Raw genomic sequence first — 22,611 nt, 5'->3', positions numbered from 1 at the left:
TTTTCGGGGTTCACTTCATTTTATAGGCTGGTTTCTTATTTTCTATTTAAGCAGATTTTTTATATTCTCTGCATGATATACTTCACAAATATAAAATATGCATTTGCAATTACTTACAATTTGATATTTTCTAGTTGGATACACATTCGCCGTAACAGAGCATCCATTAAATAATTCAATAATATTCCCAGATGGCTGATATCCTTCGTATAATAAGTTTCTTCTTACTTCCATCTTTTCAATAAGTTTTTCAACTGGAATATTTCCACTCTCTAATTCACTCTTAATTGTATTTGGTAAAAACGAAGTGTCCGCAAAAATTAGATTCTCAGATAACACTTTTCCTTTATAACTAACATTGGATACACGGTAAAGAAATGTTCCGTTTTTATCAAAGAAATTCTTTGCTTCTTTCGGGATGTACTGTCTATCAAGTACCTCTTGTTCGAGAATTTCAAACTGAACTGTATCATTCAAAAGCTTTTCTAAAGCATGAATAGATGATGTATCTCCAGAAAATAAAATATTTTTAATTGCTTGTACATTATAAGTGAATTCATTTGTTCTATTTTCCGCTACTAACATGAGGAACACCTCTTCTATAAGATTTTTTATTTAACTTATTTATAATTTAAAAGCGCTACTGCGTCTAACTGTGTAATTTCAGTTACTTCTTTACTAAATATTGCAATTGAAGCCATGTAATCTACACTCGGCCTTATATCTTCCATCATTGTATTTTCTACTAACTCTTGCCTATCCTTAAAAACTAACAAATTTGGAGGATCATTTGGAGCCGATACAGTAATATGTACTGGCGGAATCATTAGTCCTTCACCTGTCGCTTTTAGTACTGCTTCTTTTCGAGTCCAGTATGTTAAAAAACCTTCTATTTTCTGTTCATTAGGTAATTTCATAACTTGCGCTATTTCAATGTCTGTTAATACGCCTTCTGCCATTTTCATAACATCTACATTTGGATTCATTTGTTCAACATCCACGCCTACAGGTGCAGACTTTGTAAATGCAACAACAACCCACTCACCCGAATGTGAAACAGATATTTGCGGCATTCCTTCTGATAATTGTGGTCTACCATGTTGTAACTTACATACAGAGCACATTCGATCAATCGGTACTTGAACTGGCGACATAGAAAGGATCTTTCCAAGAACTAATCTACTAATTACACAACCTATTATAAATCGTGCGCGATCTGCCGATTGATGATATGAATTTACTTTCTCTCGTTCAACATCATTTAGTAAATTGTAATGCCATGATTGTAAATCTGAAATTCTGGCCCACCATATTTGACAACTATTCTCATTAAGAGTTGGTACAGAATCTACAACTTTACTCTCTATCATGTAAACTCTCTCCTTCTAAATACCAATATCACTTTATTTCAAATGAATATTATTATTCTATAACTTATTCGTTTACAACTTCTTTCTCTTTTTGTAATATAGGTAACCGCTTTTTCTTCTTCTTTGACATTACCTCTTTATCGGAAATACGTAAAGAAAATAGTAATGCTACGAGTAAAAATATTGCTGATCCAATTAATGCAGCTTGATATGGTAAGAAATCTGACTGAGCATTATTTTGCACACTATTATTTCCAAAACCAGCCAGTAAACTAGCTAATACTGCAACTCCTATCGCTGAACCTAATCTGTTTTGCACATTGAATATAGTAGTCGCTCTCCCCATAGAAGGTGGTGCGATATTGTTAAATGCAGAAAATTGAACTGCTCCGACAGACTGGCCTAAGAAAATACCGATACCAAACAATAATGCCCGAATTTGCCATGGGTTCGTATCATGATTTACAAAACTTAATAAAACAAAGATAATCGCCGTACAAATTAATCCAATAGAAATTACCTTTCGAGCTCCTAATTTCTTATATGACCATGGCACAATCTGTGAAGATATCATTAACCCAATCGCCTCTGGGAATGTCGTAAGACCTGATTCCAATGCGGAAACTCCTATTACATTTTGATACATAAGTGGAAAAACAAATAACATTCCTAATAAACCAGCTGATGAAAACAGTGAAATAAGACTCATTTTTCTAAAGACTGGTTCTTTTAATAAGCGTAAATCTAACATCGGTTGCTTTACTCTAAGTTCTACAATGATAAACAATGTAATGAATATAATCCCAGCTATCCCAGTACTTATAATTTCTGGAGAAACCCAGCCTTTTGACGGCCCTTGACTAAGTGCATAAATAAGCATCGCAAATCCTGGTGCTGAAAGAACAAAACCTAGAGAATCAAAGCGACCAGCTGATTTTTCAATATGCTCTTTTAAAAATAGTAGACCGAATAGTAACGCTACGATTCCAAACGGTAAATTAATATAAAATGCCCAGCGCCAAGACATTTGATCTACAAAAAAACCGCCAATAATTGGCCCTACTGCCGGTGCTACAGCAATTGGCAACACAATAAACCGTGAAATTTTCGGCCTTTCCTCTGGTGAAAATGTTCGGAATAACATCGCCATCCCAACTGGTGTTAAAAGCCCCCCGCCAGCACCTTGAATGATACGAAAAATATTCAATGAAGTAATATCGTTCGCTATTCCACATAATGCAGACGCAGTTGTAAATACGAAAAGAGCGGTTAGAAATACTCTTTTCGTACCGAAGCGATCTCCTAACCAACCAGAAATCGGAAGGAAAACAGCTAAGCTAACTAAATACCCAACATTAACCGTCCCCATTGCAGATGGAGGCACTTGTAATTCTTTACTTATCGTTTGCAATGCTACATTCACAATTGTTGCATCCATCGCAGCCATAAACATCGCTGTTATATATACGATACTTACAACTACTTTTGGATTTATTTTTGCCTTCATTATCGTTTTCCTACTAATATTTTTTCGCCAATATGATTACTTTTTGGATTCAAATCTTTCCAGTTATTTTCAACATATTGTAAACAATCATTCCTACTAGCCTCTTCATGTACGACATTCCAACCAATAGGCACATCAAGAAAGACAGGCCAGAGAGAATACTGGCCCTCCTCATTTTTTAGTACTTTATATGTGTAATTATCATTTTCAAACGGATTCGTCATACTGTACTTACCCCTTTCTTATCCTGCAAATATTTCGCTAATACTTGTCCAATCTCTGTAAGTGGTCCTGGTTGACATAAATCTTTATGTCTACAATCAATATCGTGTTGCACAATTTGCCCATCTAAATAATTTAGCCACGTATTTGGAGAGATAGGATCAAACCAGTCTGGTATAACAGTAGATCTAAAGAATAAAATATCTCCGTTATAAACTTTCGGTACATATTTCCCTAACAATCCTACCGAATTTACATATGTTTCTTTCAAATTTAAAATCGTCTCTTCTTTCAGACTTGCTAATGCACTTCCATCTTTACGAAGTATTTCTACTGCACTTTCCATCGTAAGTGGTTTACCATCCATATTATCTGGATCGTATCCACCTAAAGCAAGTAATGCGATTAACGCTTCTTCTTCAGTAGGTGCTTCCGTATTCGGTAAGAAGTGACCTGGATAAGAATCCAGCATAACGAGTAATTCTACTTCTTCCCCTTCATTTTGCAGTTGCGCCGCCATTGCATGCACAACATTTCCTCCGAGCGACCAACCGAGTAAACGATATGGTCCGTGAGGCTGTACTTCACGAACGTGTTTTAAATAATCCGCTGCCATCTCCTCTAAACTTTTTGGAAGTCCTTCATTTTTAGCAATACCACGTGCTTGGACACCGTAGATTGGATAATCTGTTCCTAAAGATTTCATAAGTCCTGCATAGCACCAACTTAATCCACCTGCTGGGTGTACACAAAATAGTGGTAATTGGTCTCCGCTTGCTCGTAATGGAAGCAACACATCAAGTGCACTTTGTCCATTTCCCACCTCAAGTCTTTCAGCAAGAGCCGCAACAGTAGGTGCTGCAAATAAAGTTCCGATATTTAGTTCAACCCCAAGTGCTTCTTTAATACGACTCATAAGCTGCACTGCAAGAAGTGAATGGCCACCTAGATCAAAGAATCCGTCATCAATTCCAATTTGCGGCACACTTAAAATTTCTGTAAACAGGTCACATAACATTTCTTCTTGCGGTGTTCTTGGTCCACGACTAGAAGATGATGCGATAAATTCTGGAGCCGGCAATGCCTTTCTATCTAATTTACCATTTGGAGTTAAAGGCAACTCATTTACTACTACAAAAGCGTATGGAACCATGTAATCTGGTAAACTACCTCCAGCATACTTACGCATTTCATTCGTATCAATCATTTCATTATTTGATGCGACGATATAAGAAACTAACCGTTTATCCCCTGGTTGATCTTCCCGTACAATAACGGCTACTTGCTCAACTTTAGGATGTTTCATTATTACCGCTTCTATTTCCCCTAATTCAATTCGGAATCCACGAATTTTTATTTGATGATCTGCACGTCCTATATAATCTAGCGTCCCATCTTGACGCCAACGTGCTAAGTCCCCAGTACGATACATTCTTGTACCTGGCTTACCAAATGGATCTGCAATAAAACGTTCTGCTGTTAAGCCTGCTCTTCCTAAATATCCACGAGCAAGCCCTGCACCTGCAACATACATTTCTCCAACTACTCCAGGTGGCACCGGTTGTAAATAGTTGTCTAATACATACACTTTAAGATCAGGTACACTACACCCAATTAAACTGTTTGCTCGTAAAGAGACGATTGTTTCATCTAATTCAATATAACTAACATGTACTGTCGTCTCCGTAATACCGTACATATTAATAAGTTTTGGTGCGTTATGAGAATGTCGACTATACCAATCTTCTAATCGACTTAGCTCAAGTGCTTCTCCTCCAAAAACAACATATCGTAAAGATAATTTTTGGCCAATTTCTTCATTTTCACGATCTGCTTGCATCAATTGATAGAACGCTGATGGAGTTTGGTTTAAAACAGTTACCTTTTCTTTAACAAGAAGTTGTAAAAATTCTTTCGGCGAGCGACTTACAGTATGTGTTACTACGACTAAACGTCCACCATATAATAAAGGTCCCCAAATTTCCCAAACCGAGAAATCAAAAGCATATGAATGAAACATTGTCCATACATCGTTCTCGTCAAATTGGAACCAATGATCAGTTGCTCCTAAAAGTCTTACTACGTTTTGATGAGGTATCATAACGCCTTTCGGTCTACCAGTTGAGCCTGATGTATAAATAACATACGCAATGTGCGAAGGAGATAACTGCTTCATGCGCTCCATTTCATCAATATTGTCTTCACTATATTTCTCGATTTCCCCTATTACTTTCACATCATCAACTAAAATCTTCAGTTCCTCATCACATTCAATTTCCACATCTGAATTTGTTAACACACATGATGGTTTCGCATCGTGGAGCATAAATGAAATACGATCTGACGGGTAATCCGGATCTAACGGAAGGTATCCCGCACCAGCTTTCAGAACAGCTAGTAAGCTTACAACCATATTTAAAGATCTCGGCATCGCTAAAGCAACGAGTTGATCAGGGCCTACTCCTTTTGCTATTAGCAATCGAGCTATTTTATTCGCTTTTTTATTCAACTCTTCATAAGTTAACTTTTCATCTTCAAAGACGACAGCAATAGAATTTGGATTTATATGAGCCTGCTTTTCAAATAATTGTGGCAATGTCATTTCTGGTACAATTTGAAAACCACCATTCCACTTTTCTAACACTGTATTTTTCTCTGCTAAAGTTAATATTTCTAATGTGCCAATTGATTGATCCGGATGTTTCGCTGCATCATCTAATAACAAAATGAATCGTTCAACTAATTTTTGAATCGTTTCACGTTTATATAAATCGGTACTAAATTCTAGTAACCCGTTTAAACCGTCTGGCGTACCATCAACTCCGTTACTCTCGCTAATTTCAAATGTTAGATCAAATTTCGCAGAACCAACGCTTTGAATTTCAAGGTTTGCTTCTATATCCGGAGCATCAAATGTTGCTTCTGGCGTATTTTGGAAAGCTAACATAACTTGAAACAGCGGATGACTATTTCGAGTACGTACTGGATTTAACACTTCAACGAGTCGTTCAAATGGAACATCTTGATTTTCATAAGCTGCAAGATTTGATTGCTTCACTCTATTCAATAATTCTTTAAAGCTTGGATCTCCTGATGTATTTGTACGTAACACTAATGTATTTACAAATAAACCAACTATGTCAGAGAGTGCATCATCGTTTCTTCCAGCAATCGGACTACCGATTGGTATATCAGTACCTGCACCTAATCTTGTAAATAGCGCACTAAGTCCTGCTTGCAACACCATAAACAAACTAACTCCGTTTTTCCGTGCAAGCTCTACTAACCTACTATGCATACCCGCATCTATTAGAAAATGAATTGTTTCTCCGTGATAACTCGTTTCAATTGGACGCTGGTAATCTGTAGGTAACTCCAGCTGATCTGGTAAACCTTCTAGCTCTTTCTTCCAAAACTCTAATTGTGTTGAAATAAGACTCTCTTCTGTAGTTTCATCACCAAGCAACTGTTGTTGCCAAAGTGCATAATCTGCGTATTGAACTGGAAGTGTCTCTAGCTGCACTCTGTTACCTTGACATCGTGCTTTATATGCCGCTGTAAAATCTCTCGTTAACGGTTGTAATGACCAGCCATCCCCAACAATATGGTGCAATAGTATTAGTAATACATGTTCGTTTTCATTCACTGTAAATAGTTGCAGACGAACTGCTGGTTCAACATCAAGGTTAAAACTATATCTTACCGCCTCTGCAAGCCCACTTTCTAATTCATCTTTACATGTTTTTGTTATTATCATTTCTAGATTTAAATTTTCCATATCTAAAATTTTCTGATAGGAACTACCTAATACGTTAGGGAAAATCGTTCTAAGCGTTTCATGTTTCTCAACTACATCATAAAAGGCACCTTGCAATGCTTCCTCGTTCAACTTTCCAGAAATACGAACGACTAATGGAATATTATAAGTAGGACTTGGACCTTCTAAACAATTTAAGAACCATAACCTGCGCTGTGCAAATGAAAGTGGAACTTCATTTGGTCTACTTACTTTCTTAATAGCTGGTCTTGCAGTTTTTGCTTGATCCAATTGTTTCGCCAGTTCAGCAACAGTTGGCGATTCAAATAATTTTCCTATTCCTAATTCAACACTTAACGTTTCACGAATTCTTGCCATTAGACGAGATGCAAGAAGCGAATGGCCACCCATTTCAAAGAAATTATCATCAATGCTAATGCGAGAAACACCAAGTACTTCTGCAAATAAATCACATAATATTTCTTCTTTCGGATTTCTAGCAACTCTCTCCTTGTTCATTTCATTAAAATCAGGAGCAGGTAATTTCTTTCTATCAACCTTACCATTTGGCGTTAATGGTAATTCTTCTAGCACAACAAATGCCGATGGCACCATATAATTCGCTAAACTTTCTGAAACATAAGAACGAATTTCTGAAAGGTTAATCCCTTCATTCCCTTCGGCAACGATATATGCAATGATTCGTTTATCATTTGGGCGATCTTCCCGTACCATTACTACCGCTTGTTGAATATATTCATGTCGTTGTAATACCATTTCAATTTCAGCTAATTCAATTCGGAAACCACGAATTTTAATTTGATGATCTGCGCGGCTCATGTACTCTAACACACCATCGTTACGCCATTTCACAAGATCACCTGTGCGGTACATGCGCTTCCCTGGTTTTCCATAAGGATCTGCAACAAACCGTTCAGCCGTTAACTCTGGTTTTCCTAAATATCCGTTCGCAAGCCCTTCCCCTGCAATATATAATTCACCAATTACTCCAGGTGGTACTGGTTGTAAACCTGCATCTAATACATACACGTCTGTACTCCAAATTGGCTTTCCAATAGGAGGTATACCAATTTCCTTTTTATCGATGTTCATGACAGTAGACCAAATAGTCGTTTCAGTTGGTCCATATAAGTTTGTAATAGAGCAACCTAATTCTTTTAATATATTTGCTAAATGGGCTGGAAGAGCTTCACCACCAACGAGCACATTTAGCCCTTGTAGCCTTTCTGGATATTCAGTTACTAACGCCTGCCATAACGTCGGTGTAGCTTGCATAACTGTCACTCTTTCTTCTTGTAACAGTGCCGTTAACTCAGAAGGCTCTTGAATTACCTCTTTTTGTGCAATTGTTAAACTTGCACCACTAATAAGAGGTAAATAAATCTCTAGAGCAGAAATATCAAACGCAAATGTTGTAACTGCTACTAAATGATCGTTCTCATTTAGTGAAAACATATCGTCCATAGCCAATAGAAAGTTACTTAAAGCTTTCATAGGAACAATTACACCTTTTGGATTTCCGGTTGAGCCTGAAGTGTAAATTGTATACGCAGGCTTTAAAAGTGATTCTTCATTTCTAAATGGTAGATTCCTATGAGAATATGCTTTTAATGCTAGTTCTGTTTCTTCTCGATCTAATTCGATTTTTTTTATATCATTTTCTATAACTAAAGTAGATGAAACAGATGAATGTGTGATGATATAAATTGGTTTTGCATCATTTACTATATAATTTATTCGCTCAGCTGGATATTCTGGATCTATCGGTAAATACGCTGCACCAGCCTTTAAAACTGCTAGCATACTAACTACCATTTCTATTGACCTTGAAAATACTAAAGCTACAAACTGATTTGGCCCTATTCCTTCTTCTACTAAATAGTGCGCTAGTTCATTCGCCCGTTCATTTAACTCTTTATACGTAAGGTCTACTCCGTTACACGTAACCGCTATTTTATTTGGATTTTTTTGTACTTGTTTTTCAAATAATAAAGGTAGAGTGATTAAATCCTCAGCTTCCTTAGTTTCATTCCATTCGAATAAAACTTTATGATTTTCTTCTGGAAGAGTAATGTTTATATTTCCAATCGACACGTCTTTTTGATAACCATTTATCACTAATTCTAATACATTCATAAATCTCTCTTTATGCAATGCTAGTTCCGAATCACTATATACCTCCGGGTTCGCATCAAAATGAATCATTAACTCATTTTCATCGAAACGTTTATAAACATTTATCGATAAATCATCGACAGGTCCTGCTGATAAATTATGTGTAATACCACGATTCCCAGCAAAATTAAGCCCATAATCAAAAGGCATCACATTCACTAACGGCCCGAATAACCTTTGATTTTCACCTAGTAACTTTAAGTCTCTTCTTAATTCCTCATGACGATATTTATGATGACGACGTACTTCTCGAATCTCTTTAGAAACTTGCCGTATGCATTCCGCAAGAGTTATATTTGGAGTTACTGTAATACGAAGTGGTACTAAATTCATTACCATGCTCGGTGTATAAATAGATGCAGAACCGAGACGCCCCATCATTGGTAAACCTAAAACAATATCATTTGCACCTGTTAATTTATGCATGTAAATACTTGTTACAGCTACAATAAATTCCGGCCAATTTGTTAAAGAAACATTGATATCTTCTAGTAAAGTTTTCGTGCTAGAACTGGATAAATAAGCTGTTTCTCGTAAAAATCCATTTGATGTTCTCGGCGCTCGTTCTGCTAAACTTATGACATCCGGTTCATCTGCAAACTTTTCTAACCAAAAAGTACGATCTTCCTGAAATTGTTTAGACTCACGATACTCCATATCTTCTTGTACAATTTTTGCAAGAGAACCAAATAGCTTTTCATTCTTTCTTGTTTCTTCTATAAGTGATGTATACTCTTTCGCTACCTTTTGGCTTAGAAGTGAAAATCCATAGCCATCCATCACAATGTGATGGATGCGCTGATACCAAAAGAAACGATTATTTTCAACTTGAATAAGTGCTTCAGTAAATAAAGTATCTCTTTTCAAATCGACTGGCATAGATAAATCATTTTTCATCCATACTTTAGCAGCTTCTTCAGGATTTTCTTCTTTACGAACGTCAATAAAATGCATATGAAACTGTAATTCTTCAATAACTTGCCATGGACCAATTTCATCCTCTTCGAAGCGAACATGTAGTGCTTCTGCTTCTGTTACAACTTTACGTACTGCTAATTCGAAAATTTCTTGATTAATATTTCCGTTTATTTCAACATATTCCCCAGTATTATAAATCGGATTAAGCGGATCTAATTGCTGTGCAAACCACATACCAGTCTGCGCAGATGATAACGAATGACGAACCTTTTGACTATTAGGCATTCTTTACTACCCCTTTATTATGTAGTCTATTTGTTACAGCACCTGTGCTGTCTGTGAAGATAGTAAACTGTACCAATAGGAAACAGTTGGACGTTCTGCTAAATCTGCAAAAGTTATTTCTTTCCCTTCGCGACGCCACATCTCTACTAAACTCATAATTCTGACCGAATCAAGTCCTCTATTTAGTAAGTCCTCATCAATATCAATACTCTCTACCGGCTCACGAAGTAGTTGTGCAACTAGTTCATGCACTTCCTGTACAGTGATTCCTTCACTCTCATCACTTTTTACACTTTGTAAATCTTTTAACAGTAAGTTTGTTGATGTCGTTACTGCACATCTATTAGATGCATACTCCAATGCTTGTTTATGATGGTCTAGTGAAAAATCAGCAACTGCATCTGCTACAAAAAATGGTTCTATACCATCCATAAATGCTTCACAAGCTGTTAAAAGGCAGCCGATATGCGCATAAATACCGCAAATAATAAGTTGATCTCTTCCCTGTTCATTTAAAATTTCTAATAGATTTGTCTTTTTAAATGCACTATATCTCCATTTTGTTAAGAATATATCATCTTCATTAGGAGTAAGTTCATCGACAATTTTCTTTTTATCTGGTCCAGCAGGAATACCGTCACCCCAGAAGTCTTGTAATAATCCACGTTGTTCTAACGTTTGTCCACCTGGTTGTGCAGTATAAACAACTGGTATACCAAGTTCCTTACATTTTTCTCTTATCACCTTAATATTTGAAATGAGTTCTACTTTTGGTGATTCTTTATCGCTATATGCATCAAGAAAATATTCTTGCATGTCATGGATTAAAAGAACCGCACGTTTCGGATCTGGTGTCCAGTTCACTTTATTTTTTGGTAGTTCTGATTCAACTGGCATTTTGTATACTGAAATAGATGGGATAGCCATCTAATCACTTCCTTCCAATTTTTATTTTTTTATCGCTTTACCGTAATAAGTTTTTCCGTAATGACTTTACGTAACTCTTTTTTGCTTACCTTTCCAACACTTGTTTGCGGGAATGAATCAATAAATTCAATTCGATCTGGAATCTTATAAGCCGCTATACCCCGTTCTCTTAAAAACATTTTTAATTCACTTACTGTCGGAGCTTGTCCACGAGCTATTACAAACGCACAAGTACGTTCTCCTAAATAATCATCAGGCATTGATACGATGGCTACATCATGTACTGCATCATGTGCTAATAAATGATTTTCAACTTCTTCCGCAGCAACTTTCTCGCCACCACGGTTAATTTGATCTTTATCTCTTCCTTCTACAATGATGTAACCTTGTTCATTTACTTTTACAAGATCACCTGTGCGATAAAATCCATCCTTTGTAAATGATCGTGCATTATGCTCTTCTGCTTTATAATAGCCACGAATTGTATAGGGCCCTCTTGTTAATAAACTACCTACTTCACCAGGTTTTACATCGTTATCATTTTCATCAACAACCCGTACTTCATCGAATGTAGACATCGGTCTACCTTGTGTATGAATAATGATTTCTTCCGGATCATTTAATCTCGTGTAATTTACTAACCCTTCTGCCATACCAAACACTTGCTGTAACGTACATCCAAATGTAGGGCGAATACGCTTTGCAACCTCAGCGCTAAACTTAGCACCACCTACTTGAATCACTTCTAAGCTCAATAAATCGTTATTACGAGAAGAAGCTGCATCAAGCCAAATCATTGCTAATGGTGGAACTAGAGCAGTAATCGTAACTTTTTCTTTTTCTATAAGAGCAAATGCCTCATCTGGGCTACCACCAGTTGCTAACACTACTTTTCCACCCGCATAGAAAGTTCCAAATGTCCCTGGAGAACTCATCGGGTAATTGTGCGCTACTGGAAGAACTGCCATATAGACGCTATCCGTATTCAAATTACAAATTTCAGCGCTAACACGTAAACTATAAATATAGTCATCATGTGTTCTAGGAATTAATTTAGAAAGCCCTGTTGTCCCTCCAGACAATTGGAGAAACGCAACATCACTTGGCTGAACTTCTGGTAATGGAACGGGATCTATATACAGATCACTTATGTTCACAAATTCTTCTTCTTCTCCCACTACAATTACATGTTGTAAAGTTGGCACTTTCACTTTTACTTCTCTTGCTAGTTTTCGATAATCAAAGCCGAGAGCCTTATCTGAAATAACGTAAGCACTCGCCTCACCAAACTCACAGAAATAACTAATTTCACTGCTTCGATGTGAAGGTAGTGCAAAAACAGGAAGTGCTCCAATTCGAAATAGTGCAAAGCATATTTCGAAAAACTCGATAATGTTAGGTAACTGTATTACAACTCGATCCTCTTGCTTTATTCCTAAATTCAGTAAACCTGAAGCTAAGCGATCTACTTTTTTATCAAGCTCACTATACGTCATATGCATATTACCACTTACAACTGCAATTTCATCTCCATACTTTTCAGCACGTTCTCTTAACAACGAACCAAATGTTTCTCCAAGCCAACATCCTTCTTCTCGATAACGATTTGCAAATTCTTCTGGCCATTCCGTGAAACCTGATAACATTATTTCTTCCCCCTATTTTTCATTCAGCGAATTATCTCTTAATCCTAAAGCCTTCAGCATTGTTTGGAACTTAGCTGATGTTTCTGCCAACTCATCTTCTGGTTTTGACTCAGCAACAACTCCTGCTCCTGCATATAAACGAAGTGTATTTTCTTGCACTTCAGCACAGCGAATTGTAACAATCCATTCACCATCTCCATTTAAATCGCTCCATCCTAGCATTCCTGTAAAGAATTCACGGTCAAATGGCTCAATTTTTTGAATCGCCTCTCTTGCTTCTTCCATTGGCGTTCCGCAAACTGCTGGCGTAGGATGAAGAGCAATTGCTAATTCCAAAGAAGTAGTATTCGGATCCTTTAGTTCACCTTTCACTTCAGTAGACAAATGCCACATCGCTTCACTATGAATAACGGATGGTTTTTCCGGAACATGTAATGTATGACAGTATGGACGAAGTGCAGCAGCAACCGCTTCAACTACTACCGCATGTTCATGTAAATCTTTTGGTGAAGAAATTAATTCCTCTGCTCTTCTCTTATCTTCCACTGGATCATCACTACGTGGTCTTGAACCAGCTAACGGATTAGAAATAACTTGCATACCATTACGTGAAACGAGTAATTCAGGACTTGCTCCAATTAATGTTTTATTACACTCGTTTTCATCTTCCGGTAAATTCACAGCAAATGTATAACCGTGCTTATTATGCTCTGCCAATTCGCGAAGTAGTTTTTGTTTATCAATCTTCTCTGAAGATTTAACATCTAACGATCTAGATAGAACGATTTTCTTTAAATCTCCGTCCTGAATTTTTTCAATCCCTTGCTTCACACCATTCATATAAACTTCAGGAGCTGGAACCGGTGTCATTTCAAATGTCAGTTTCTCATTTCGTTTTATCTCATTTGTTGTCTCTAACTGTAAACGCTCAGTAATTCTACTATGTTCTGGTACGATAAGTTGAACTTCTTTTCTACGATCAAAAGGCAAAGCACCAACAACGATAGGATTCGGATTTCCAGCTTGTTTTGCATTGCTTAATACCGCTTGTACAAGTTCTGTAAAACTTTCAATTTCATGATGTTTTACTTTAGTAAACTCTCCTTCTGTCAATATCGTTCGAGTTGGTGAAGCGAAAAAGAACGAAGATTCAGTTTTATAATCTTCTAATAATTTTTCCGACAGTTCCTTTACGGCTATAAGTTCATTCATAGTATTAAAACCTCCTGAATTTTTTATTAAACTCCTAATGTAGCTCCGCCATCGACACATAAATTGTGCATTGTAATATGACTCGCTTTATCAGAGGCTAAAAACAATACTGCTTCAGCAATTTCTGAAGGTTGTGCAATTTTTTGTAACGGAATACCGAGTCTATATGTATTTTGAGAACCAGCAATTATATTTTCAGCTCCATTCTCATCAGCCCATAATAATCTTTGCATTTCAGTTTCAGTAGAACCTGGAGAAACTAAGTTACAGCGAATATTGTATGCTGCAAGTTCTAACCCTAAACATTTCATAAACATCGTCGTTGCAGCTTTTGATGCAGCATACGCAGCCATCTCCATTCTCGGAGTATTTGCCGCATTTGAGCCAACTGTAACAATTGCCCCTGACTTTCTTTGCATCATATATTTACTTACTGCTCGGCACATATAGAAAACCCCTGTAGAATTTACAGAGAATGTTTTATTCCAATCTTCATCACTTAAAGAGTGAATCGCTCCCATACGTAAAACCCCTGCAACATTTACTAATATATCTATCGGTGCTATATCATTTTCAATCCGTTCTACTACTTCTTCAACAGCGGCACTATCACTCACATCTAAACGAAACGTTTTCACACGTGTTTCATTTAATTCATTTTCATTTAAGAGTACGTTTAACCCCTCTTCAGTTTGATCAGCCCCAATAACTGTAGCTCCTCTTTTTAAAAACATGTTTGCTACAACACTACCTATACCTTGCGCTGCACCAGTTACTAAAACCGTTTTCCCATCAAATTCCCCTATGTTCATTTCATCTATCCTTTCATATAAAAATTAATCAAATTCAACATCACAAATGATAACGATTTTCATTATCACTGATGATGTTAAAAATAATACACTTACTAAACTAATTGGTCAAGTGTACTTTTCATCAAAATATTATTCATTGATAATGTTTTTCATTTAACATTCTTACACCGAAATGATAATCTTTCTCAATAAACTTGTCAACCTATTTTTATTTTTCAGATAAAATATCTTAATGATTCTCAACACAATTACATCTAAAAGCATTAATAAGTACCTTACATTACACCTTTAATTCATACTCCTCTTTTTAAACTTGTAGAAGACTAACTGTAGATACCTTCATTTACAAAGCCTTATCAAAAAACAAAGTATATATTTTCTCAACATTTTTCTGAAAATACCGAGAAAATATATCTTGCAATTACTGATATATGTCTTGTTTATAATTTAAGATTTAATACGTATTTCGAATATGATGTATCATTTTTTGATATTCCAATATAATCCAAACAGGTATTTCACTCACTTTTTTGTCTCAAAAAATCCCAAATATTATATAACCTCGTTACAATCATTCATAAAAAAGCACCCTATTTAATAGGATGCTTTTTCGTATTTATAGTGTGATAGAAGATTTATATACTTATGCTACGCTGCGATACTCTTCTTCTTGTTCTTTTTTCTGCTTAGGTGCTTGAATTAAAATTGCGATAACAAATGATACGACACATAATACACCGATCACCATGAAGGTTGGTTTGAATCCACCTAGAAGTGCACCGATAAAGGAACCTGCAAGTGCTCCAAACCCAAATCCTTGATACACAATTCCGTAGTTCTTACTATGGTTTTTCATACCGTAGAAATCACCAACGATAGCTGGGAAAATAGTGATATTTCCACCAAAGCAAAACGCTACGCTTGCTACACATACGAAGTAGATACCATAATTCAAATCTACGAAACTTAAAACCAAGACTGAAGCTGCCATAACAACAAATGTACCAGTAACGATTTTTAAACGGCCAATTTTATCTGATAACGGTCCTAAAATAATACGACCTAATGTATTGAAGATTGCAACCATAGCCACCGCATTAGCTGCTGTCGCTGCGCTAAGCCCTACAAGTTGAACACCAATGTCTTTTACCATACCAATTAAGTATAAGCCACTCATACATGATGTAAATAACATAATAAATAATAAGTATACTTGTTTTGTGCCTAACATTTCTTTCGTTGTATATTCCTGAGTTTTTGTTTCATGAACTGCTCCTTGATCTGCAGCTTGATGGATTAAACAAGCGCCAATTACAATCATAGCTGTAACAATTAAACCCCAGTATATAAACGCTTGTGATACACCAACTGATTCAATTAACTGTGCGTTAACATATTTAAAGATTAAGCTACCCGAACCATATGCAGAGACAGAAATACCAGCAATTAAACCTTTACGCTTTGGAAACCACTTTATTAAATTGGATAGTGAAGTGATATATGCTGTACCATCTGCATAACCTACAACAACCCCTGCTAGTACATAAAGCAATATTAATGAGGAAGCTTGTGAACTAAGTATTAATCCTAGTCCTAATGCTAGTCCAGCTATCATAATAAGTTTACGAAGTCCCCATTTTTCTTGCAATTTACTCGCAAATAAAGTCGAAAACGCTAAGGAAAGACTAGTAATTGAGAAAGTTATAGCAACTGCGTTAAGACTCCAACCGTATTTACTAACTAAAGGCTGATTAAATAAACTCCATGTATATATCGTTCCAAGTCCCATTTGTACTATGACTGTACCAAGGACAACAAGCCATGGATTAACATTTGATTTTTTCATACCTTTCCGCCTCCTCTTTCTATTTCAATGCTTTTCGCTAAGTTTTCTTTTTTTAAGTTCATATTGACCACCTCATTTGATTTAACACCTTCATTGTATAAGATGTCCCCACTTATGTAAGCACTTACAAGGCAGAGCGTCAAAAATATGGAATCAGTTACAGAAAACGAAGGACGAAATACAAAAAGCGAATTATTAAATACGTAAGTAGCTATTATAATGTTTTGCATCAATACGACTTACAGCTGTTTTATCATCTCTCTTTATAAAAATTATGTCTCAAGTTATATGATGGCTATATTGCAATATTTTGATTTTCCTATACAAACAGAAAAAAACTATTTTCACACTACGATGCACTTTATTTTTTATAAAATAAAAAATATTTTATTGATAAATAAAACTAAATATTCACTAATATATCTATACGTGGTTTAATATATATAATAAAAAAATATTTCTGTCTTTAATGAGGAGGTACTATGAAAGCAAACGTAGGGGATACTATACTTTTTCAACGAAATAATTTAAAGATTACAGGATCTGTACTAAAACTTTATACTGAATCGGTCTTAGTTGAAATTACAGATGTAAGCGGTGGTACTTTTGAATTTGATCGAACAATTGTAAATCATAAAAACTATAAAATTTTAAATGCGAATACATAAAACAACAAAAAATAGCCCCTGCTCACCAGCAGCGGCTATTTTATATGAAAACACTTCATTAGTTTATATATCCTAAAACACTTACAATCTTACTCGCTTTTAAATTATTAATATGATAATAAATTTCTAAACCTCTTCTCTCAGCTCGTAACACTTTACCTTTCATTTTTGATAAATGTTGCGAAACAGTCGATTGTGGAATATTTAGTAATTCTGTTAATTGTGTTACGTTACAAGTTTTTCTCGTACTTAATTCATTTACAATTTGTAATCGGATTGGGTGCGCCATAATTTTTAAAATATCTACATCTTCTTCTGAAACTAAACTTTTTCTCATTTCATTCGTATATGTTGTCATAAGACATTCCCCTTTTATATGAATTCCTCTTATTTAGATCTATTTCCAAAATATTTAAAACTCCGATGTGAAACCTTTATATAAAAATAATAGAATTTTAAATTTTTAAAAACAGAACGAAATACAATTCACTTTATTTATTTGGTACATATACATAATACAATTTTAATATGTGCTCTATGTGAAGTTAGCATAAATTTGTAATGAAGATTTTTCAAACAATTCACATCTAACTATATACTTCCTCATAATACTATCCAGTGATTTTAACATATTTTAGGCGTTTGTATATACTATCTACAAAATAAATGTTGTTTAGGGGGATTTCAAATGCCAACAATGTTACAAGAAGAAGTTGAAGAAGCGCGCGAAACATATGTCAGTCGTATCATATTAGTCAGTGGATCAGCTTTATTTTTAGTAGGTGGTGTTATATCCGCAATTTCAGCTTTTAAAGCTTATAATCGTTTAGAAAATACTCCGCCTTCTACAGATAACTCGTAGGTGCATTATCTAATTCTGAATAACAAACAAATGCCACCTCTATAAAGAGGCGGCATTTGTTTTATCATAATTTTTATACTAGAAACTCACAAACAATGCTTTAAGCATGAATTACTATTGAACTTACTTCACCACAAACCGAGTCTGACTACACCCATCCTTCTGCTTCGTTACTTCTAAAACAGCTGGCATTGCGTTTTTCAGCTCTTGAACATGTGAAATGACACCGATAAAGCGGCCTGATTTTTGTAAGTCAATTAAGGCGTCAACTGCTTTTGTTAATGACTCCTCGTCTAATGAACCGAATCCTTCGTCGATAAACATCGTTTCGATGGAAATACCGCCTTCATATGCTTGAATGACGTCTGCCATTCCGAGTGCTAAGCAAAGCGATGCATTAAATTTCTCGCCGCCAGATAATGTTTTTACATCGCGTGTTTGACCAGTATATGCGTCGTATACATCTAAGCCTAATCCACTTTGACGATTTCTTTTTTCAACTCGTTCACTTCGTTTTAAATAAAATTGTCCATTTGATAATTTACGTAATCGTTCGTTTGCAATTTGAACAATTTGTTCTAAATACTCAATTAAGATGTAGCGTTCAAATGATATACGGCTTTCGTTATCACCTTTCATTACTTCATATAAATCAATAAGTTCTTGGAAAGCTTTTTCTTCCTCATGAATTTGCTCATCAATACGTCTAATATTTTCATGTAAATCAAAAATATATGTTACTGCATTTTGCGCACGTTGACGCTTTTCTTTAATGATATCAAGATTTATTTCTAAATCTTTTATATGTTCACCTAACGCTGTAATATCCATATACTCTTTATCTTTTAATTCAGCATGTAACTCTTCAATTTGTTTTGCAAGTACTTCAAGAGATGAATAATAGCTTTGAATTTCTTTTTGTAACATCTCCATCTCGGCATCACTTAATTTAGCTTCTTTATACGTTATTTGATTTGTAAACCCGCTCTGTTCAAGTTCTTTCATAAAGCGCGCGAAAGTCTCTTCTTTCTTCAATTTTGCACTTTCAAATTGAGTAGAAGCACCTTCCTGTTCTGCTTGAATACGTATATTTTCATTTTGCCAATGTTGATACGCTTCCTGCACTTTCTTCCATTCGTCCTCCATTAACCTAAGTTGTTGCATCGCCTGATCAAACTGAACTTTCCAAGCTTGTACTGTTTGTAGGTTTTCAGGAATATTTTTCTTATCATGGTCATATGAAGTACGAAGTTGCATACACTCCATTTCTGTACGGTGCTGCTCTGTTTCTACCTCACGTTTTTGTTTCTGCAGTGCATCTACTTTTTCTTCTACGCTTTTTATATTCACAGCTGTTTGCTTACGCGTTTCTTCACTTGCCTTTAACGTATTCACTTCAGTTGCTAATTGTTTTCCCTTGTGAACAAGTGCACTATATGTTTCATCTAATTTCTCTGAGCGATAGCCTCGCTTCTTAACCTCTACTATTATCTGCTCATATTGAAGGTGATAGAAATTCCATTTCTCTTCTAACTGAACATGTAATTTTTCAGCAAGATTCTTCTTGTCTCTTAAATCATTTAACTCTTTTTCATCGATCGCATCACTTTGCTCTGTAGCTTTTTTCGGATGGTTCGTACTACCACATACTGGACAAGATTCGCCATCATGTAGATGAAGAGCCAATATACCAGCTTGTTCACTTAACCAGCGACGTTCCATATTCTCATATGCACGAACTGCCTCTTGCATCTTAGTAAATGCAGTTTCTTTTTCTTTCTCGAATTTTTGTTTTTCTTGCCAAACATCATATGCTTGCTTTAAAAATTTTGCATCTTCTCGCATATTCGTTAGTTCTTCTACTTTAGCTACATATTGCTCAAGTGCTTGTTCTAGTTGTTGTAATTCACTAGACATTAGCTGTTTTTGATTTGTATGCTCTTCTAATTGTCGATCTAAGTTTTGCATACTTTCTTTTAATTTTCCTATTTGAATTTCTGTATTTTGTAAATTCAACTGTTTCTCAGCTAACGATGCAATAATCGATTGTAACTCTTCTAATCTTTGAACAAGTTTTTTTGCATCTTCTCTCTCAGGTTCTTTATTCTTTACTGCTTCATATTTCCCCTGAGCAAGTTCAAAATTACTCATTATATTTTCTTTTTTGGCGATAATTTGTTTTAACAAACTTTCAGCTTTCTGCTCATTTTGCATCGCTTCTTCGTGCCATTGTTCAAATGGTAATAAGCGCTTCGCTTGTTCCCCACGTTTAAAAGATGTTTCTTTCCTTTCAATAACTGTACGGTTTTCTTGTAAAGTGTTATATTTCTCATTCTTTTGTTGTAAATCTATAAACTTCTCATTTACAGACTTCGCTGCGTGAAAACGTGTTTCAGCATCCTTTAATTGCTTCGTTTGAACATCTTGTTCTACTTGTAATTGCTCAACTTCTGCCTTATACACAGCTGTTTCTTGTTCTAATGCTTCTACTACTTGATGCGTATTTACATGCTCTTGTTCCACTAATGTCTCTAATAATGCTCCATCTCGGATCGGTAATTTAAAAACATTACGAAAATGTAGCTCTCGCTCTTTTTGTTTTTCTTGTAAAACGTCTTTCCATTGTTTTCGTTTTTGATCAAGTAACTCTCGCATTAACTTATAACGATCTGTTTTAAAAATACGACGCAAAATTTCTTCTTTGTTTTCAGTCTCAGATGTTAATAGTTTTCGGAATTCCCCCTGCGGTAACATAACAATTTGACTAAATTGATGTTTACTTAAACCGATTAAATCTTCCACTTTTTTATTTACATCCGTTACATGGAAACGATCAACAGCTGGAACCTTCTCTTCATCAATTACTTCATATAATTCTACTGCATGTCCCGTAATCGTCTTGTTCCCTTGTTTTTTATGTCCCAGTTGTCGTTTTATTTCATAACGTTTCCCTTTTAATTGAAAGGTTAGTTCTACACTTGTATACACATTATCATCAGCAAATTGACTGCGGAGCATGCTCGTATCACTTCGTTCTTCTCCGCTGGCTTCACCATATAATACATAACAAATCGCATCAAAAATCGTTGTCTTCCCAGCACCCGTGTTCCCAGAAATGGCGAAAATACGATGCTCTCCCAGATCGTCAAAATCAATTACTTCTTTCTGTTTATATGGCCCAAATGCCGTCATAATAAGCTGAATCGGTCTCATCCTCGTTCACCTTCCCGTTCTTGCACTGTTTGTAATACTTCTACAAATAGACGTTCTTTCTCTTCTGATAAATCTAAGCCTTTCATTTCTTTATAAAAAGCCTTTAAAAGAGATAAATCATCCGTTTTATGTCTTGAAACAGTTACTTCATTTGACTCTGTGAACTCTCGTCTTTGAATAGATCTTTCAACATGCATTGCATTTGGATATACAGAGCGTATTTTTTCCATTGGCTGCAAGACAGGATTTTCATCTAATAATTTTACAAACACGTAATCTTCACTTACTGGATGTTGTAATAATTCATCTATTTTTGCTTCTACTGTTCGCATTTTACGGCGTGGTGCAAGTAACCTTTTTTCAATTGTTGCTTCACCTGTTTCGTTCAGTTCCACAATATAATAACCTTTTTTATGTTTTTCTTCAGAAATAGAATACGCAAGTGGCGAACCAGAATATCGAATGGTCTCATTACGTACGAAATGCGCTTGATGTAAATGTCCAAGCGCTGTGTAATGAAACTTATCAAAATAATGACTATTTACGTATTCAGCACCACCAATTGAAAGTGGTCGTTCTGCATCACTTGTATTCTCCTCCGCTTCTCCCGCAGAAGTTACAAATGCATGACCAACAAATACGTGTCTAGCTTCTTTATCCATCGTTTCAGAAAGCTCATTCATAAAAATACGCATCGCATCATCATGAGAACGTACATCTTCGTTTTTCAAAACATGTCTAACTATGCTTGGATCCGCATATGGAATAAGATGGAAGTGAACCTCGCCATATTCATCATTTAATATAATTGGCTCATATGGAAATTGAAATTGTCCCACAATAAATAATCCTTGTTTCTTCATTAAACTACTTCCAAAATGAATACGATCTGGACTATCATGGTTTCCTGCAACCGCAATAACTGGTGTTTGTAAATCAATCACTATTTTTTGTAAAACATCATTTAATAAGTCTACTGCTTCCGTAGGTGGAATTGCTCGGTCATATAAATCCCCTGCAATAATTACCGCATCTGGTTTTTCTTCTTCAACAGCTTGTACAAACTGATCTAATACAATCTTTTGATCTTCAGTCATATACACGCCATGAACGAGCTTTCCTAAATGCCAATCCGCTGTATGAAATAACTTCATAGTTTCCTGCTCC

General features: G+C 35.6%; 15 protein-coding genes. 2 read left to right on the top strand and 13 right to left on the bottom strand.

Annotated features, from left to right (window positions below; all coding sequences use genetic code 11):
* Nucleotides 1-42: 42 nt before the first annotated feature.
* The 10 genes from DN389_RS20020 to DN389_RS19975 all read right to left on the bottom strand — a co-directional run bounded on the left by DN389_RS20020 (nucleotide 43) and on the right by DN389_RS19975 (nucleotide 16,701).
* Complete coding sequence (locus tag DN389_RS20020) at nucleotides 43-585, bottom strand: hypothetical protein (RefSeq protein ID WP_060488695.1); 543 nt, start codon at nucleotides 583-585, stop codon at nucleotides 43-45.
* Between the two features lie 35 nt (nucleotides 586-620).
* Nucleotides 621-1,370: a 4'-phosphopantetheinyl transferase Sfp gene (gene sfp, locus DN389_RS20015; protein WP_060488694.1), complete on the bottom strand. Its 750-nt coding sequence runs from the start codon at nucleotides 1,368-1,370 to the stop codon at nucleotides 621-623.
* A gap of 64 nt (nucleotides 1,371-1,434) precedes the next feature.
* The gene (locus tag DN389_RS20010; RefSeq protein WP_149237506.1) at nucleotides 1,435-2,877 is read right to left on the bottom strand and encodes an MDR family MFS transporter; all 1,443 of its coding nucleotides are present in this window, start codon (nucleotides 2,875-2,877) and stop codon (nucleotides 1,435-1,437) included.
* Nucleotides 2,877-3,101, bottom strand: a complete 225-nt coding sequence (locus tag DN389_RS20005; protein ID WP_060488692.1) for an MbtH family protein — start codon at nucleotides 3,099-3,101, stop codon at nucleotides 2,877-2,879. The genes DN389_RS20010 and DN389_RS20005 overlap by 1 nt, the downstream gene beginning before the upstream one ends.
* Entirely contained in the window at nucleotides 3,098-10,255 is a 7,158-nt protein-coding gene (locus tag DN389_RS20000; protein ID WP_149237505.1) for an amino acid adenylation domain-containing protein, read from the bottom strand. The genes DN389_RS20005 and DN389_RS20000 overlap by 4 nt, the downstream gene beginning before the upstream one ends.
* Before the next feature lie 33 nt (nucleotides 10,256-10,288).
* Nucleotides 10,289-11,182, bottom strand: a complete 894-nt coding sequence (locus DN389_RS19995) for an isochorismatase family protein (protein ID WP_149237504.1) — start codon at nucleotides 11,180-11,182, stop codon at nucleotides 10,289-10,291.
* 29 nt (nucleotides 11,183-11,211) lie between these two features.
* A complete protein-coding gene (locus tag DN389_RS19990) occupies nucleotides 11,212-12,828 on the bottom strand; it encodes a (2,3-dihydroxybenzoyl)adenylate synthase (RefSeq protein WP_149237503.1) in 1,617 nt (538 codons plus the stop codon).
* A gap of 12 nt (nucleotides 12,829-12,840) precedes the next feature.
* Nucleotides 12,841-14,040 carry an isochorismate synthase DhbC gene (gene dhbC / locus DN389_RS19985; protein WP_149237502.1) on the bottom strand — a complete coding sequence of 400 codons (1,200 nt, stop codon included), beginning with the start codon at nucleotides 14,038-14,040 and terminating at the stop codon, nucleotides 12,841-12,843.
* Between the two features lie 26 nt (nucleotides 14,041-14,066).
* A complete protein-coding gene (gene dhbA / locus DN389_RS19980; protein ID WP_088122058.1) occupies nucleotides 14,067-14,852 on the bottom strand; it encodes a 2,3-dihydro-2,3-dihydroxybenzoate dehydrogenase in 786 nt (261 codons plus the stop codon).
* A 646-nt stretch (nucleotides 14,853-15,498) separates the two neighbouring features.
* Nucleotides 15,499-16,701 (bottom strand): L-lactate MFS transporter, encoded by a 1,203-nt coding sequence (locus tag DN389_RS19975; protein WP_060488686.1) that lies wholly within the window; start codon nucleotides 16,699-16,701, stop codon nucleotides 15,499-15,501.
* A 482-nt stretch (nucleotides 16,702-17,183) separates the two neighbouring features.
* On the opposite strand from DN389_RS19975, the gene DN389_RS19965 reads away from it, so the two are divergent.
* Entirely contained in the window at nucleotides 17,184-17,369 is a 186-nt protein-coding gene (locus DN389_RS19965) for a YkvS family protein (RefSeq protein WP_000646787.1), read from the top strand.
* Between the two features lie 58 nt (nucleotides 17,370-17,427).
* Here the strand turns inward: DN389_RS19965 and DN389_RS19960 are convergent, their stop codons facing one another.
* Nucleotides 17,428-17,727: an ArsR/SmtB family transcription factor gene (locus tag DN389_RS19960; RefSeq protein ID WP_064477290.1), complete on the bottom strand. Its 300-nt coding sequence runs from the start codon at nucleotides 17,725-17,727 to the stop codon at nucleotides 17,428-17,430.
* A gap of 330 nt (nucleotides 17,728-18,057) precedes the next feature.
* Here DN389_RS19960 and DN389_RS28490 point away from each other — a divergent pair, with 330 nt between their 5' ends.
* Nucleotides 18,058-18,231: a hypothetical protein gene (locus DN389_RS28490; protein WP_001142750.1), complete on the top strand. Its 174-nt coding sequence runs from the start codon at nucleotides 18,058-18,060 to the stop codon at nucleotides 18,229-18,231.
* Between the two features lie 123 nt (nucleotides 18,232-18,354).
* Here DN389_RS28490 and DN389_RS19955 read toward each other — a convergent pair whose 3' ends face one another.
* On the bottom strand, nucleotides 18,355-21,444 hold the full coding sequence (locus DN389_RS19955) for an AAA family ATPase (RefSeq protein ID WP_149237500.1): 3,090 nt from the start codon (nucleotides 21,442-21,444) through the stop codon (nucleotides 18,355-18,357).
* The gene (locus DN389_RS19950; protein ID WP_000765140.1) at nucleotides 21,441-22,598 is read right to left on the bottom strand and encodes an exonuclease SbcCD subunit D; all 1,158 of its coding nucleotides are present in this window, start codon (nucleotides 22,596-22,598) and stop codon (nucleotides 21,441-21,443) included. The genes DN389_RS19955 and DN389_RS19950 overlap by 4 nt, the downstream gene beginning before the upstream one ends.
* Nucleotides 22,599-22,611: the final 13 nt, after the last annotated feature.

The organism is Bacillus sp. AY3-1, from assembly GCF_008368785.1.
In the GTDB taxonomy this organism is placed as follows: Bacteria; Bacillota; Bacilli; order Bacillales; family Bacillaceae_G; genus Bacillus_A; species Bacillus_A wiedmannii.
Note: the sequence above shows the minus strand (reverse complement) of the source record. Positions and strands in the feature narration are given on the sequence as shown.

Excerpts from the sequence above, each read along its gene's own strand:
- sfp (WP_060488694.1), bottom strand. The coding sequence starts at position 1,370 with ATGATAGAGAGTAAAGTTGTAGATTCTGTACCAACTCTTAATGAGAAT.
- DN389_RS20000 (WP_149237505.1), bottom strand. The coding sequence starts at position 10,255 with ATGCCTAATAGTCAAAAGGTTCGTCATTCGTTATCATCTGCGCAGACT.
- dhbA (WP_088122058.1), bottom strand. The coding sequence starts at position 14,852 with ATGAACATAGGGGAATTTGATGGGAAAACGGTTTTAGTAACTGGTGCA.
- DN389_RS19965 (WP_000646787.1), top strand. The coding sequence starts at position 17,184 with ATGAAAGCAAACGTAGGGGATACTATACTTTTTCAACGAAATAATTTA.
- DN389_RS28490 (WP_001142750.1), top strand. The coding sequence starts at position 18,058 with ATGCCAACAATGTTACAAGAAGAAGTTGAAGAAGCGCGCGAAACATAT.
- DN389_RS19995 (WP_149237504.1), bottom strand. The coding sequence starts at position 11,182 with ATGGCTATCCCATCTATTTCAGTATACAAAATGCCAGTTGAATCAGAA.
- DN389_RS19975 (WP_060488686.1), bottom strand. The coding sequence starts at position 16,701 with ATGAAAAAATCAAATGTTAATCCATGGCTTGTTGTCCTTGGTACAGTC.
- DN389_RS20020 (WP_060488695.1), bottom strand. The coding sequence starts at position 585 with ATGTTAGTAGCGGAAAATAGAACAAATGAATTCACTTATAATGTACAA.
- DN389_RS19955 (WP_149237500.1), bottom strand. The coding sequence starts at position 21,444 with ATGAGACCGATTCAGCTTATTATGACGGCATTTGGGCCATATAAACAG.
- DN389_RS19960 (WP_064477290.1), bottom strand. The coding sequence starts at position 17,727 with ATGACAACATATACGAATGAAATGAGAAAAAGTTTAGTTTCAGAAGAA.
- dhbC (WP_149237502.1), bottom strand. The coding sequence starts at position 14,040 with ATGAATGAACTTATAGCCGTAAAGGAACTGTCGGAAAAATTATTAGAA.
- DN389_RS19990 (WP_149237503.1), bottom strand. The coding sequence starts at position 12,828 with ATGTTATCAGGTTTCACGGAATGGCCAGAAGAATTTGCAAATCGTTAT.
- DN389_RS20010 (WP_149237506.1), bottom strand. The coding sequence starts at position 2,877 with ATGAAGGCAAAAATAAATCCAAAAGTAGTTGTAAGTATCGTATATATA.
- DN389_RS19950 (WP_000765140.1), bottom strand. The coding sequence starts at position 22,598 with ATGAAGTTATTTCATACAGCGGATTGGCATTTAGGAAAGCTCGTTCAT.
- DN389_RS20005 (WP_060488692.1), bottom strand. The coding sequence starts at position 3,101 with ATGACGAATCCGTTTGAAAATGATAATTACACATATAAAGTACTAAAA.